This window comes from Bradyrhizobium sp. WSM1743 (genome assembly GCF_000473065.1).
GTDB lineage: Bacteria > Pseudomonadota > Alphaproteobacteria > Rhizobiales > Xanthobacteraceae > Bradyrhizobium.
This window is the reverse complement of the sequence record NZ_AXAZ01000002.1, coordinates 294,266-308,136: the sequence shown is the minus strand read 5'-3', so window position 1 is coordinate 308,136 and position 13,871 is coordinate 294,266. Positions and strand designations below refer to the sequence as shown.

General features: G+C 59.4%; 11 protein-coding genes and 1 pseudogene. 6 read left to right on the top strand and 6 right to left on the bottom strand.

Annotated features, from left to right (window positions below; genetic code table 11):
- Positions 1 to 133: 133 nt before the first annotated feature.
- Positions 134 to 1,240: pseudogene (locus YU9_RS40920) on the bottom strand (OpgC domain-containing protein); the annotation flags it as partial.
- 550 nt (positions 1,241 to 1,790) lie between these two features.
- On the opposite strand from YU9_RS40920, the gene YU9_RS0103530 reads away from it, so the two are divergent.
- A complete protein-coding gene (locus YU9_RS0103530) occupies positions 1,791 to 2,453 on the top strand; it encodes a response regulator transcription factor (RefSeq protein WP_027571516.1) in 663 nt (220 codons plus the stop codon).
- On the opposite strand, the gene YU9_RS40915 is transcribed toward YU9_RS0103530, so the two are convergent.
- From YU9_RS40915 to YU9_RS48850, 4 genes are all read right to left on the bottom strand, one after another.
- The gene (locus YU9_RS40915) at positions 2,448 to 4,568 is read right to left on the bottom strand and encodes an MASE1 domain-containing protein (RefSeq protein WP_084298892.1); all 2,121 of its coding nucleotides are present in this window, start codon (positions 4,566 to 4,568) and stop codon (positions 2,448 to 2,450) included. The genes YU9_RS0103530 and YU9_RS40915 overlap by 6 nt on opposite strands.
- Positions 4,569 to 4,928: 360 nt before the next feature.
- Entirely contained in the window at positions 4,929 to 5,495 is a 567-nt protein-coding gene (locus YU9_RS47410) for a hypothetical protein (RefSeq protein ID WP_156951652.1), read from the bottom strand.
- Between the two features lie 10 nt (positions 5,496 to 5,505).
- Positions 5,506 to 5,679 carry a hypothetical protein gene (locus tag YU9_RS47405; RefSeq protein ID WP_156951651.1) on the bottom strand — a complete coding sequence of 58 codons (174 nt, stop codon included), beginning with the start codon at positions 5,677 to 5,679 and terminating at the stop codon, positions 5,506 to 5,508.
- Between the two features lie 520 nt (positions 5,680 to 6,199).
- A complete protein-coding gene (locus tag YU9_RS48850) occupies positions 6,200 to 6,376 on the bottom strand; it encodes a hypothetical protein (RefSeq protein ID WP_198028200.1) in 177 nt (58 codons plus the stop codon).
- A gap of 612 nt (positions 6,377 to 6,988) precedes the next feature.
- Here YU9_RS48850 and YU9_RS47400 point away from each other — a divergent pair.
- The 3 genes from YU9_RS47400 to YU9_RS0103495 all read left to right on the top strand — a co-directional run bounded on the left by YU9_RS47400 (position 6,989) and on the right by YU9_RS0103495 (position 8,528).
- Positions 6,989 to 7,156, top strand: coding sequence for a hypothetical protein (locus YU9_RS47400; protein ID WP_156951650.1), 168 nt, complete (start codon positions 6,989 to 6,991; stop codon positions 7,154 to 7,156).
- 152 nt (positions 7,157 to 7,308) lie between these two features.
- Positions 7,309 to 7,512, top strand: coding sequence for an EAL domain-containing protein (locus YU9_RS0103500; RefSeq protein WP_027571514.1), 204 nt, complete (start codon positions 7,309 to 7,311; stop codon positions 7,510 to 7,512).
- Between the two features lie 92 nt (positions 7,513 to 7,604).
- Positions 7,605 to 8,528: a Ku protein gene (locus tag YU9_RS0103495; RefSeq protein WP_027571513.1), complete on the top strand. Its 924-nt coding sequence runs from the start codon at positions 7,605 to 7,607 to the stop codon at positions 8,526 to 8,528.
- A gap of 312 nt (positions 8,529 to 8,840) precedes the next feature.
- Here the strand turns inward: YU9_RS0103495 and YU9_RS0103485 are convergent, their stop codons facing one another.
- Complete coding sequence (locus YU9_RS0103485; protein WP_027571512.1) at positions 8,841 to 9,110, bottom strand: hypothetical protein; 270 nt, start codon at positions 9,108 to 9,110, stop codon at positions 8,841 to 8,843.
- A gap of 467 nt (positions 9,111 to 9,577) precedes the next feature.
- On the opposite strand from YU9_RS0103485, the gene YU9_RS0103480 reads away from it, so the two are divergent.
- Both YU9_RS0103480 and YU9_RS40890 read left to right on the top strand, forming a co-directional pair.
- Positions 9,578 to 10,357 (top strand): Hachiman antiphage defense system protein HamA, encoded by a 780-nt coding sequence (locus tag YU9_RS0103480; protein ID WP_027571511.1) that lies wholly within the window; start codon positions 9,578 to 9,580, stop codon positions 10,355 to 10,357.
- Positions 10,344 to 13,778, top strand: a complete 3,435-nt coding sequence (locus tag YU9_RS40890) for a DEAD/DEAH box helicase (RefSeq protein WP_051380327.1) — start codon at positions 10,344 to 10,346, stop codon at positions 13,776 to 13,778. Before YU9_RS0103480 ends, YU9_RS40890 begins: the two co-directional genes overlap by 14 nt.
- The last annotated feature ends 93 nt before the right edge of the window (positions 13,779 to 13,871 follow it).

The window sequence follows — 13,871 nt, the reverse complement described above, 5'->3', positions numbered from 1 at the left end:
ATCCGAACTCGCGCAGTCCTCGGCGAAACGCCTGCAGGGTGCGCCCGCCAACGGTGCCCCAGGCTTCCTCCTGGGCGCGCACACTGAACGGCAGTGCAACGATCTGCGGCCTGGGTTTGTTCTTGATCAAGTTCAGCAGCGTCGCCGCCACGATCATCGTCAGGACGCCACCAACGCTGAGCGTGATCTGCATCGCAACCCCCGCCGATATGTCGAGCAGCGCCAGGAGGCTAGCGAGCGTGAGCAGGACGCCGAGGCAGAAGATTGGCAACGAGTGTCTGCCACAGAGGATGGCGCCGCGCATTACCGCAGTCGTCAATGCTTGTCGATTGGGCGGCACAAACCATACCGCCACAACCGCAAGGGCCAAGAAATGCAATAGACGCAACGGATCGAGATTCGATTTGTCCACCTGGTAAGCCAACTTCGTCAGCCCCTGCGGGATCAACGTTTCCAGCGGCTTGATTCTCCAGCTCAATACGATGACGAGGCTGAGGACGAGATAGAGAACGGCAGGCACGAGCGCCATGCGTGACGTTAGCCAGGGCCGCACTCTTTCGCCCTCGATTATCACCCACGCGCCAAGGACCACCAGCAGCTGCCAGGCCAGCGGATTGAAAGCCCAGTGGCCGTTTGGCCACGCCGGCAAGGACCAGCCGAACATGTGCACCAGCGCATAAAGCGCCAGGGAGGCGCCAAGCGTCACGTTCGGCAGTCGGAGCAGCAACCACAGCAACGGCGCGAACAGGAGGTGGAGAAGCACGAAGATCGGCAACACGTCGGTATTGACGGGGCGGTATTGCAGAATCGCCGCGTGCGCGAGCGTTGCGCCCGGCTGGTCCAACAGAATGCGCGTATTGCTCTCGTCGGCAAGGCGTTCCACGCCAGCGATGTGGACGAGGATGGCGCAGGCGAGCGTGAGCAGCAGAAATGCGACATAGATGTCCCAGCTGCGCCGCAGCGTCCGGCGGATCACGCTGCTCCATCCCTCGCAGCTCCATACCTTGCCGTAGGCCAGTGCGCAGGTGACCCCTGAGACGAACATGAACACTTCCGCGGCATCGCTGAAGCCGTAGTTCCGCAGCGTCAGCCAGCTTCCAACGTTATTGGGGACATGATCAAGAAAGATGCACCAGAGCGCGATGCCACGGCAGGCATCAATGCGCACGTCGCGGCCGTTGGCTTTCAGGTCCGGCAGCGCGCCCGCCGATGGCGTCAGGGTGGCAGTTCGATCATGCATTGGCTTGCCTCGTCCAGCGTGCGCGCACGCTCCAAGAGGAACGATGGAGATGTATCGAATCTGACAAAAAAGCGCGGCCATGCTGCGGGTTCGTGACAGCGCCGCAGTTCAGAGTTGCTTCACACCGACCTGGCCACGACAGCAATTGAGCAATGGCCGCGCTGGGCAAGACGCTGATGGAGAGGACGGACTGTCGACATCATCATTCAAGTGGCGCAGTGTGTAAATCGGCCGAAGGTCGGTACAGAGAGGTGCCTAGGTCCTATGACCAAGGTACCGTCGGGCCACGGCATCTATTTGACACGGGTCGGCACGTGATGGACAATTTATCGCTCGCGTGGACGAAGGGCGGGCGAGCGGCGCGCTTCACGCAGTGCGCTCCTTCCTTACGATTGTGTGCCGATTGCAACTATAGCACACAGCAGCGCGCGGCGCCTACTTTGAGTGCCTGACGGCGAGCCGCCGGACCAGAGATAAGATGGACGGTTTCGAAGGTGGGTGTATGATTTTTCATTGATCTCCGGGCGGCCAGAAGACGGAGAGCATTTTTATGAAAGTACTTATTGTTGACGATCACACATTGATTCGCGAGGCGTTGCACGCTGTCCTGAAGCAATTGAAGCGAGAAGCCGTGATATTGGAAGCTTCGAGCAGTCGAGAGGCCATGCACCTCGTCGAGCAGCATCCCGATATCAGCCTCATTTTGCTCGATATCAATTTGCCTGACCGCGACGGCTTCTCCGTCCTTTGCGAACTGCGCCATCGCTATGCGACGATTGCTATCATCATTCTCTCGTCCTCCGATGATCAGGATACGGTCAGGCGCGCTTTCAAACTTGGTGCGCTGGGTTTCATCCCGAAAACCACGGAACGTGAGGTGATGCTCAACGCTATTGAGTTGGTGTTCTCCGGCGGAGTTTACATTCCCTCGAAGATTCTGGAGGAAACAGCGGGTCCGCCGTTCGCAGATAAGCCATTGGCGCGCGCCTCGCTCAAGGGGCTCGGATTGACCGATCGTCAGATCGACGTACTTGCGCTGCTGATGAAAGGAAAAAGCAACAAGGTCATTGCCAGGACGCTCAATATGGCCGTGCCGACAGTGAAGAATCACATCACGGTCGTTCTCAAGGCGCTCGGCGTAGCAACGCGCACTGAGGCTGTCATAAAGGTCGGAAAAATGGGCTGGGAATGGCCGCCGAAATCTGAATCATGAAACTGCTCCGGTGCCTCTTCCACCGTCATGATCCCGAAGGAGCTCATGCATGACAGCGCGGAGCTGCATCGGGTCGACGGGCTTGTGCAGCAAAATGTATCCTCTGTCCCTAGCGTCCCGCAAAGGTTCAGCTGCCGTATCGCCGCTGATGAGAATGGCGGGAATTGACGAGCCAAACGCCGCATTGATTTGTTCAATTGCCCGGATTCCGGTCTTCCCGCTTGCGAGATGATAGTCCGAGATTATGAGATCGGGGCGTTGTTCGCGCTCGGCAACTCGGACAAGGGCAGCTTCGTCGGATCCGGCGGCTAGAACCGAGTATCCCCATTTGCTAAGCAATCCGCCCGTTCCCTCCTGCACGATTGGAGTATCGGCAATGACAAGAATGGCCTTGCCGTCGGCCGTCAAGGTGCCGGGGTGGGGTAAGTCCGCGGGCGCCGCGGATCTGACGCATTGATCGACTTTCGGAACCAGGATCGCAAATCGCGAACCTCGGCCCACAGTCGAAGCCAGGTCGATTTGATGGTTGAGAAGCAGGCAAAGCCTGTCGACAATGGCCAGGCCCAGGCCCAGTCCGCCGGACCGGTTGTGTTCTGAGGTGAGAACCTGGACAAACTCGCCAAAGATATTGTGCTTCTGATCCTCGGGAATGCCAGGGCCGGTATCGTATACTTCGATGCGCAACATTTCACCGCGCCGACGGCATCCTATCAGGATCCCGCCCTGCAACGTATAACGCACAGCATTGGATACCAGATTCAGCATGATGCGTTCGAGCAGCATCGCGTCGCTACGCACCCAGGCGTCACTTGGCCTGACGCGTAGCCGCAGACCTTTTTTCTGCGTCGCCTGGTCAAACGCCGTCTCGATTTTTTGCAACAGGCGCTCGATCGGGAACTCAGTGATCTTGGGGGTGAGCATCCCGGCATCCAGCCTGGAAATGTCCAGGAGCGAATTGAACATTTCATCCATTTCCTTGCGGGTTGCGTCGAGCCGTTCGATCGTCCTTGTCCTTTCCTCCGGTCTGAGCGGCGTGCGCAGCTGTGCGACGAACAGTCCCAATGCATGTAAGGGCTGCCGCAAATCATGGCTTGCCATGGCGAGAAACCGCGATTTCGCTGCGTTAGCGAGCTGCAGTTCCTGCGTACGTTCTGCGACCTTCTGCTCAAGTTCGACATGCGCGCTGCGCAGGCTTCCTTCCGCTTTCTTGCGGACCTCGACGTCGGCGCTCAGCAGCAAGCTTGGAACGGTAATGCTGATCAAGAACATCAACACCAGCAGGAATGACGCATTGAGATCTTGGGTCGCGAAGGGGCCGCCGCCCGTGTGAGTCCCCCAAATCGTGATACCCGCAAGCACGAGGGCAACCGTTGCGGTATCGCGTGGACCGCGACGCAGCGCCGCCCATAGCATGGGCAGGATCGCCAGAAAACCGAGTGGATCTCGGCCGGGCGTCTGCTCGATCAGGGGGCTGAAAGCAATGAGGCCAACAGCCGCCGCTGTCGCGAGGACCCCGGCCGTCTCCACAACATCGTGCCGGTTGAAGGCATGATGGTGGTTTGGTGCCCACAGCACGATAACGGGGGTAAGTACCAGTGCGCCGGTCACGTCTCCCAGCCACCAGGTGATCCACGCGTCCGCGAAGTTCTTCGGCTCGATGTACGCGAAGAGTGCCAGGCTGGTTAGTCCAATGCTGGCACTGATCGGTGTCGCGATCACGACGCAGATCAAGGCAAACTTTGCAACGGAATCTGGCGTTGAAAACGTGTCGCACCCGCCTGACCACCGATTAATGAGATACGCGCCGGCGACAGCCTCAAGAGAGTTGCCGGTTGCAATCGCAATTGCGGTGGCAACGGAGCCCGCCGTCGTCGCATTGGCGATCATCGCCGCCGCAAAGATTGCGGGCCAAGTTCGATATCCCCGCAACAGCACCGCCGCCAGCGCGACACCTGTCGGCGGCCAAATTGGCGTTGCGCTGGGATGAATAGAGGCGAGGGCGAGGCCGCCCTTTGCCGCGGCGAGATAGATCGCTCCAATCACGACCAGACCGCCGACGTAGCTGGCGCCGCGGTATGATCCTATGTCGGAAGCTAGTGATCGTTGATCGGACATGGTCGGCGCCCCGACTAAGGCAATTAAATCGTCCAGTATGACTGACTTTTGATCTCTTGGTCGAAGATCAAAGCGTGCTAGCTCGATACGGCAGATGCGCTCAGATCGAATTGATCACCGCAGTCTGCTGGCGGACTAAGAGACGGCGCGTGCGATGGAGGAGCATCTGGCCGACTTGCGGTCAATCCCTGCGGATCGCCTCAGCACCAGTGGGAGACGAACAGGCCGCCGTGGCGCCCGGAGGAATTCGCGCCGTCTCGTGTTCACCCGACTTTTCGGGGGAGGCATCGTACGACGAAGATAGGCTCTCCGAAAGGCTCGATTTGAACTCGGACAAAGTCGCTGTGTGCGACAAAGGCCCTATCTGTCGTTGGAGTCTCTGGACCAAACGACTTGCACGATAACTTGCTGTGGCGGACGAGGAGCGCAAGCTTGACTCAAAAATAAAAGCATCCCCATGACCGCTGAGACGATGAGTCCGTTTGCGTCGATATCGAAAGCGTATAGTTGCACCTCGTGATCGTGCTTGCGGGCGTGCTGGGCGTTGAAATCGGAAACGCCATCGACGCCGTGCACCACAGCCTCACCATCGGTCACGAAATGCCTCTGCCGGTTCTTCAGCGCGGGCTCGGCAATCCAGGGATAGCGCTCGGTCCAGTCGGTGCCGTTGCGTGAGAAGTCGCACGCGTTCGTGATGACCAGCATCCGGTAGCCGTCATGTTTCACTTCATGAATCCAGCCCGGTCCTGACGAGACCTGCTTGCCGGCCGTCGCCAAGCAAAGCTCGTAAGCATATGCATGAAGACGAAACAGGCGCAGACGCCGGAAAAAAGCGAATCCAAACGGCCCCGGCTTAGCAGGGAAGGTCGAGCCGGCAAAATCCGGCGGCCGCAGGGGTTCCGCCGCGCGAAAGCCTTGTTCCCGCATTCCGACTTGCTTAGTCGGGCAGTAGCTCGGACGCTTTTACCCCGGCCCAGCTGTGGAAATTCTTGCAGTGACCAATGGCTATGCTGGCGACATGAAGCTTGGTCGACGGCGGGTAGGACCACGGCAAAGTCGTTGCAGCACCGATAAAGGTAACGGCCGCGAATGCAATTAAGATCGTGCGCATGGGAAACCTCTAGCTCTGGCTTCCCCCCGATTGAGGGTTCGTCCGGCGGCTCGAGTAAAGGTTCAATGGGAAAGCGCAGAAAAATCTGACCGCGCCGGCGTCGCGAGTTCCTCGTCTGCCGACGAAAAGGCCTCAGCTCTGAGGAAGCAGAGCCGAGGCCTTCGAGCGCGCAATTTGCGTGCGTGGAGTCCGACTAGGCCCCAGTTCGTCACCCCGGACTGGGCCTTCGTTGTGCGTCCGATTTACAAATTTGAATGCACAAGGGATCGTTTTGCGGGATGAAACAGCGTTTGCCGATCCAGACAGCGGCAGACCGCTCGGTCCCAGCTCGTTTTTTCATCCGAAAACCTCAGGCTGGGACCGATGTGATCTACGCCGGGCGCAAGCCGTTCCATCAGTACCAGCCCATCTTGAAACAGAGACCAAACCAACCAGCGAGCGCGATTAGAGCGGCGATGTTGATGTACTTCTGCGCGTTCTGCATCACTTCGCCGCACTCAAAGGCTCGGCCACGCCGTTTCTAAGCCGACCAACGATCTTGCTCGTCCTGATAGGCCTGCTCGTTAAGCCGCTCAGCGATCTCCCCCGCAAGCTCTTCCGTCTCGGCAAAGGCGACCGGCTCGCCCCTTTGGTTGAGCTTTTCCCTGTGCACTTCGATTGGGAAATCGTCCGGTGTCAGTGGGGGATCTTTGTTCATGGCGACCTCCAGGTTTGTTTGGTGCTGTAACCCAGCCGATCGTTGATGGTTGCTGGCTAGCGGCGCTCGAGCTCTGGAAGGTCAGGCGCATAGACCCTTGCGGCAGTATCTCTGGATTTGGCGCTGCCTTAGGAACGATCCTTGCGACGTTCCGTTTCTGCAAACTTCAGCAAGGAGATACCGACATGAAAATCGCAAAGATTGCCTTGGCAGCCGCGTTGGTGTTCGGATCGATTGCCGCAGCCTCGGCGCAAGGCGGAGGAGCTGGGGGCGGGACAGGTGGTGCGGGCGGCGCGGGTGCGGGAGCCGGCGCGGGTGCCGGCGCAGGCGCAGGTGGAAGCGGAGACGGCGGAGCAAGTGGGGCCAGCGGAGCCAGTGCCGGAGGCGGCGGAGATACCCCGGCTGCTACGACCGGACAGGGTGCATCAAGCAGTCCCAGCTCGGCCAACCCCGGCGCCACGATGAACGACCCAAAAGCAAAAGGGCGGCAAAAGTGACGTGCTGACACGCCGCGAGGAACGGGCTGCTCGCACGACAGTTTGGGACCCAGTCTGCGAGCAGTCCCGTCAGTAGCTTCACGTACGTCCCGCTCTCGTGGATCATCAGCCAACCGTGCTGAACCGCGCAACGAATGCCGGCGCCAAACTCCTCGCCGCTGGCTTTGAGGACGTACAGGAACGGCGCGTTGATCTTCTCGACATGGATGCGATCCTCCTGCACCGGCTCGATGCTGGAGGCGAGTTCGACCAGCTTGCGGGCGGCGGCCTCGGGGTAGCGTAGGGACGTTCAGCCGCAAATTTGGTCATAGTCGCACTAACGCTCCTCGCTAGGGTGGACCCATGGGGCGTTATCTGCCTTGTCTCGGTTAACGCCACGCAGCCGCCACTCCCGTGCATCCTCGACTTCTCGGACGATGTCAAAGAGCCCCAATTTTGGGAGGACGACCAGAGCGCTCGCTCGCCATCGTCCGCGCCGTGATCGGCCTCGCCCACGGGCTCGGCGTCTCCGTCCTCGCCGAAGGCATCGAGACCGAGGCTCAGATGTCGCTCCTCGTCCAGGAAGGCTGCGACGAGATGCAGGGCTATCTGCTGGGGCGGCCGAGGAGGATGGAAGCGGGCGGCCGGGAAAGTAGCTAGGCGAGCGGTCCTGAATGTCGCTCCCCGTTGTCGGAACCGAGGCCGGCCGTTCGTCTTGAATCCAAGCCGCCTCGAACCGGAGTTCTGCGTAAATGGCCCCGCGCGCCAATTGGAAAGGCTTCCTGAGACTGTCCCTCGTCACCTGTCCCGTGGCGCTCTATCCGGCCACCTCCGAGGGCGAGAAGATCTCGTTCAACCAGCTCAACCGGCAGACCGGCCACCGGATCAAATACGTGAAAGTCGATGCGGAAACCGGCGACGAGGTGCCGAACGAGGACATCGTCAAGGGCTACGAGCTCGAGAAGGGCCAGTACATCGAGGTATCCAAGGAAGAGCTCGAGGAGATCGCGCTGGAGTCCACGCGCACCATCGAGATCGACGAGTTCGTCGACAGGTCGGACATCGACCCCCGCTACCTGATCCGCCCATATTACATCCGCCCCGATGGCAAGGTCGGCCACGACGCCTTCGCGGTGATCCGCGAGACCATCCGCGAAATGAACAAGGTCGCGATCGGGCGCGTGGTGTTGACCAACCGCGAGCACATCATCGCGCTGGAGCCGATGGAGAAGGGCCTCGTCGGCACCCTCTTGCGCTACCCCTACGAGGTGCGCAGCGAGCAGGAATATTTCGACGAGATCCAGGACGTGAAAGTCACCAAGGACATGCTCGATCTTGCCAAACACATCGTCAACCAGAAGGCCGGACGCTTCGAGCCCGAGAAGTTCGAGGACCATTATGAGACCGCGCTGATCGACCTGATCAACGAAAAGCGCGCCGGAAAGGTCATCCGGCCGAAGGAGCGGCCGAAGGGCGAGAACGTCGTCGACCTGATGGAGGCGCTGCGGCGGAGCGTCGGCAAGGAGGCCGCGAAGGCGGACAAACCGGCGAAGAAGCCGAGGAAGGCGGCGGCCGGCCAGAAGGAGATGCTGATGCCGATCGCGGGCAAGAAGGCGACCGCCAAGGAGACGTCCACGAAGAAACCGGCGGCAGGGGCGCGGCGGAAATCGGCATGAAGCTTCCGGTAACGCCGGACGGACGCTACTTCGTCGTCCGCGGTCGCCTGTGGAGAATGGCCATCGTGATCTCACAGAAGGTGAGCGCGCAAGGCTGGTGAAGCGGCTGATGGCGGCGAGGCGCGCGGTCCGCGACGCCAAGGCGGACAAGGACCCGGACCTGGAGGCGCCCGCGCATCGCGCGGTGGACGAGGTCAAGCGCGCGCTGGGCGAGCGCCGGTCTCGTGGAAAGACGGCGCGCCGGACTTCAATCGCCACATGGCCAGGAACGCGCCTTATGCCGCTGGTACGCGAAGGTCGTTGCCGCAGGCCTCAAAGGCGCTCGTCGGGGCACTCCGGACAGGTATCGCCGATCGAATCGAGGACATCGTTGATCTCGGCGACGGCCTGATCGGCGGAGACGCCGTCCGGCGGATCCTGGCGCGCAAGCGCGACCGCGCGTTTCCGAGCGTGCGGGTCGGCACGATCTTTGGCCCAGCCATGTTCCTCGCATTCGCAAATCGCGCCGGCCTCCTGCAGCAAATTGATGGCCCATCCCCCTAAGGTACGGATCGCCGGCCGTCGTTGCTTCGTCATCAGCATTCGAGATCACTCCAGCGGGACGAATCCGTGCGGGTGCCGAATCGTTCCGGCGGTTAGCACGGGGCAGGGATTCCGGTGGCGCAGGGGTGCTGTCCACTTGTTCCGCGGGGATCTGTGGAGAATCCTAGGTCTTAGGCGCAGCGCCTTCTTTCGTTCCAGCCGCCAGAGGTGATACGCACGCCCGCTCTACAACCGCTGCAGCTTCAATGCCTTGGCTCAACGGCTGAGGAAGGATCTTTAGACCGCGGCGTGCCGGACAGCCAGCGATCCAAGTCATTAACGTCAACGCGTCATACGGACGGGCAGGCTTGAACTGCGGCCTTACGCCGTTTTGTGGGGTTACATCACCAAGTTTCGAACAACTTTCGGCTGTCCCGGAAGCGCTGGCGACTTGAGCGCGAGGGGTCAAATTGCTACGGGTCTTCCTTTGTCTGACCATATTACCGAACAACCGATATGGGTCGAGAATGCCGCTGTTTGAGGACTGGTGCGACAACGACGAAGAAGAGGACGATAAGAAGCGTCTTTGGAAGCTGACGGAGAAAGAGGATGGCCGCGAAGCAATTGCGGAGTCTCTCGCTGAGACTGTGCGCTCGCATTACGACGCGCTGGAAAGAATAGCGGAGGACGTTGAAGAACTTGGATATGAAGACGCGTCTGCGATACTTCGCGAAAGACTTCCGCGAGGAAAGAAAGCGCGCTCGGGCGACCTTGGAGAGATACTTGCATCAGAGCTCACCGAAGAAGAACTGGGGTTCAGTGTCCCTGTCCGCCGCATGAGGTTTAAGGATGGACGCGAGGTCGCCTTGCGCGGGGATGACTTTATCGGCATCCGCTACAACGAAGCAACCGATCGCCTTCGCCTTTTGAAGGGCGAGTCGAAAAGCAGGAGAACGCTGGGAAAAGCTACGATCGAGTCCGCAAGAACTGCACTAGATCGTGATGATGGACGCTGCACGCCGGCGTCCTTGCTATTCGTTGCCGATCGGATGATGGAACGCGGCGGAAGCGATGAGGTGCTTGGAAAAGTTATTCGACGCGAGGTCGCAAGACACGCCTTGCCGCCTTCTCGTATCGATCACGTCATGTTCACAATGTCAGGGAATGGAGCTCCGCAAGCTCTTGTCACTGACTATGAAGGGTTGGACCAAACGCGGCGGCAATTGGTCGTCAACCTGCATATTGAGGATCATCAGGACTTCATAACGGAAGTTTACGAGCAGGCGGGCGATATTGGAGACGATTGACGAGTTGCAAGCACTCCTCGGCGAGCTTGGCGACGATGGAGCGAGGGTCCAGCTTCTTATTCGGGGAGCAGCGTGGGCGCTGTTTCGTCAGGACGGCGTCTTGCCGGCTGATGCGCCTCCCTTGGGTGAAGGCATCGAAACCGATCTTGCCGAGTACGGGTTTTCGCTTTTGCGAATAGCGTTATCGATGCGAGAGAGAGTTGGGTCTACGAACGAAACACGCCGCGCGTTCGATCGAGCCGCGCGGGCCTTCGAGGCGATAACGACGAACGGTAGACCAGATGCGCCGGAGACGGGGTTTTACCGAATCCTCGCAGCCGCATCTTATCATCTCGCTAGTTACTCAGCGATCGCGTATTCACTGTTGCGTCCATTGCAAAATGCGAACGTGAATGCGGCAGAGCAGGCACTGATGCTGCTTGTGCTCCGCGATCTGATTGCGCTTCGTGGATTCACTCGGGAGTATTTGATATCGGATGATCATGACGACGCGGCAATCACTGGTATGCTGGAGGATGATGGAGAAGAACCGGATGAGGCGCTTTCGATCATTCTCAATGCGACTGTGTGCCGTGCGCTCGCTTACTTCGATTTTGCCTTACAGACAGGTGACGCAGGACTTGTTGAGCGAGCCGCCGCGATTCTCGGGACCGGACAGAGCCTCGCCGCCAATGCCGGAGCCGTTTCGTTATGGTGGATCATCCGGCTGACCCGCAGTTTCATTGATGACCTTTGGGAGCATTCCTTGCATCGCCGCCTGCCGCTAGTGCCTCCCGTCGGCGCAGAAGGCGCTTACGGCATGTTGCGTGAGCGCTTCATATCGTCGTTGTATGCTCGCAAAGTCTCCGAAGTCGAGCTGTGGCCATCGCAGCTTGAAGCTGCGCAGCGTTCGACCGATGTCGACGATGATCTCGTGGTTGCGCTGCCGACAAGCGCCGGAAAGACAAGGATCGCTGAAATTTGCGCATTGATGACCCTATCGCGGGCTAATCGAGTACTAGTTGTTACGCCACTACGGGCTTTGTCAGCGCAAACAGAACGTTCATTCCGAAACACCTTTGGGCCGCTCGGCTTTTCAGTTTCATCACTTTACGGCGCAAGTGGCGTTTCAGAGTCCGATGAAGACGCCTTGCGTTCGAAGAACATCGTCATCAGCACCCCGGAAAAATTGGATTTCGCGCTTCGTAACAATCCGGACATTATCGATGATGTCGGTCTGATCGTACTCGATGAGGGCCACATGATCGGGCCGACCGAGCGCGAAATTCGTTACGAGACGCTCGTCCAACGTTTGCTCCGTCGGGCAGATGCCGCAACACGCCGAATTGTCTGCTTATCGGCGATATTGCCGGAGGGCGATCAGCTAAACGATCTCACCGCTTGGATAAGGGGCGACCAGCCCGGCGGGCCGGTGGTTTTTCCGTGGCGTCCAACACGGCAGCGCTTCGGTCATCTCATTTGGCGGACCGCGACGCCGTTTAAACCTGCTGGTGCTCAGTTGTATTTCGACTCTCGAGCCGAAGTGCCATTCATTTCCCGCTTTGTTGAAGAAGTTCCCGCCCGTCGTCCCGAACGCCGATCACGACCGCGAGAAGAAAAAGACCTGTCGGTTTTCGCGGCTTGGAAGTTCGCCGAACAAGGAAAGCGAACTCTAATCTTTATCACGCAGGCAAACTGGGTTGAAGGTTACGGGAAGGCCGCTTTAGAACTCGTCCAGCGTGGCTATTTACCTTCGCTGCTTGATGATCCAGATGCCATCCAGCGCGCCATTGAAGTAGGGAAAGAATGGCTTGGCGACAATCATTGTGTGGTGGAGTGCTTGCAAATTGGAGTAGCCATTCATCACGGCGGCCTTCCCAATCCGTTCTTGCGCGAGCTGGAGCTTTTGCTCTCCCGCGGCACGATCAAGGTCACGGTTGCGTCACCGACGCTGTCTCAGGGACTCAATCTGAACGCAGCGGTGATGTTGGTGCCGATACTTCACCGTTCAGGAAATATCATCACGGGCGAGGAGTTCGCGAACGTGGCAGGTCGGGCCGGCCGCGCTTTTGTCGACGTTGAGGGGCTCGTCGTTCATGTCATGCATGCTGGAGGTGAATGGCGGCTTCAGGAGTGGCGCAATCTGGTGGCCTCAGCAAGAAGCCGAACGTTGGAGAGCGGTCTGATCCAGATCGTGAATGCAATTCTGCAGAAGTTTTCCGCTCAGGGAGTTTTGAATCGGGCTGACGCATTCGAGTTCCTCGCCAATTCCCGCGATCCATGGAACGCTGAAGGGCCGGTCATTGACGGTGACGAAGGCGAGCCGCTGCCGCAACTCGTGGAAAAGCTCGACGCGACTGTCTTTGGTCTGATCGAAGCACTTGATGCCGACAGTGCGGACCTGCCTCGCCTGCTCGATGAAGCGCTACAAGGGTCCCTCTGGGCGCGGCAACTTCGTCGCCGTGACCGAGGGGCCGAACTACAAGAATGGCACCGTTGGATACTTCAGGCGCGCGCTCAGCTCATTTGGCGAACGACCACCGCGCCCGCGCGTCGGGGCCACTTCGCTTTGGGCGTGGGATTGGAAGCAGGCATGGCTCTCGACGCCATGGCAGGTCAGCTGAACGTCCTAATCGATCAGGCCGATCATGCCGCGTTGGTGGGGAATCAGGAACAGTTGATCGCGGCGCTGGTCGGTCTCGCGGAGCGTCTTCTTGTTCTTCGGCCATTCGTGCCTGAAGCCAAGAATGCGCTGCCGCCCAACTGGCGGGATCTGTTGCGGCAGTGGGTAACCGGAATCGATGTGAACACGATCGGTACAGACAATATGGGTGTGGTCGAAGACGCATTTACCTACCGACTCGTCTGGGCGATGGAGGCTTTGCGGACCCGACGCGCATCGCTTGGCTGGGAGGCTGATATCATCTCAGGCGGTGGGGCGGCGACACTCGAAACGGGCGTGGCTCGATACATGATGGCGCTGTTAATCCGGGCCGGATTGCCGTCCCGGCGTGCGGCAATTGCCGCGGTGAACACCGGAGAAGCGCTATTCGTCGATCTAAGAGGCATGAAGGAATGGATGGAAAGCGCTGAGGTCAAAGCACTGACGGAGCACGGCGACTGGCCAACGCCTGAGACGGCAGCCTTGTGGCAACGATTTACAGATGAAACCCTCCGTGTAGGAGCGAAAACCGGCGAGATAAGTGAAATTGTGCTTGAGCTGGATGAGTTTGAAGAGCGACCGGCAGACGGGCTTTACAGGGTTGAGCTGGAAGATGGCGGAGACGCTTGGATTTGCACGCCCGACTTCCGGAAGGTCGCCAAACTTCGTCTCAAAGGCCGGGATCGCCGCCAAGGTCTGATGTCTGCAACATTCATTGCTGGAAGCGACAAGGCCCTCATCCGGCGTTACGGGCGGGGAAATGCGCGTTGGTTCGAGTAGCCGAACTGAATATTGACGGCGCTCGCGATCCGTGTGGGGAGAGCGAAAACTCCCGCGCCTAATCAACGGCAAGACGCTGACCGTAGGGTTTCG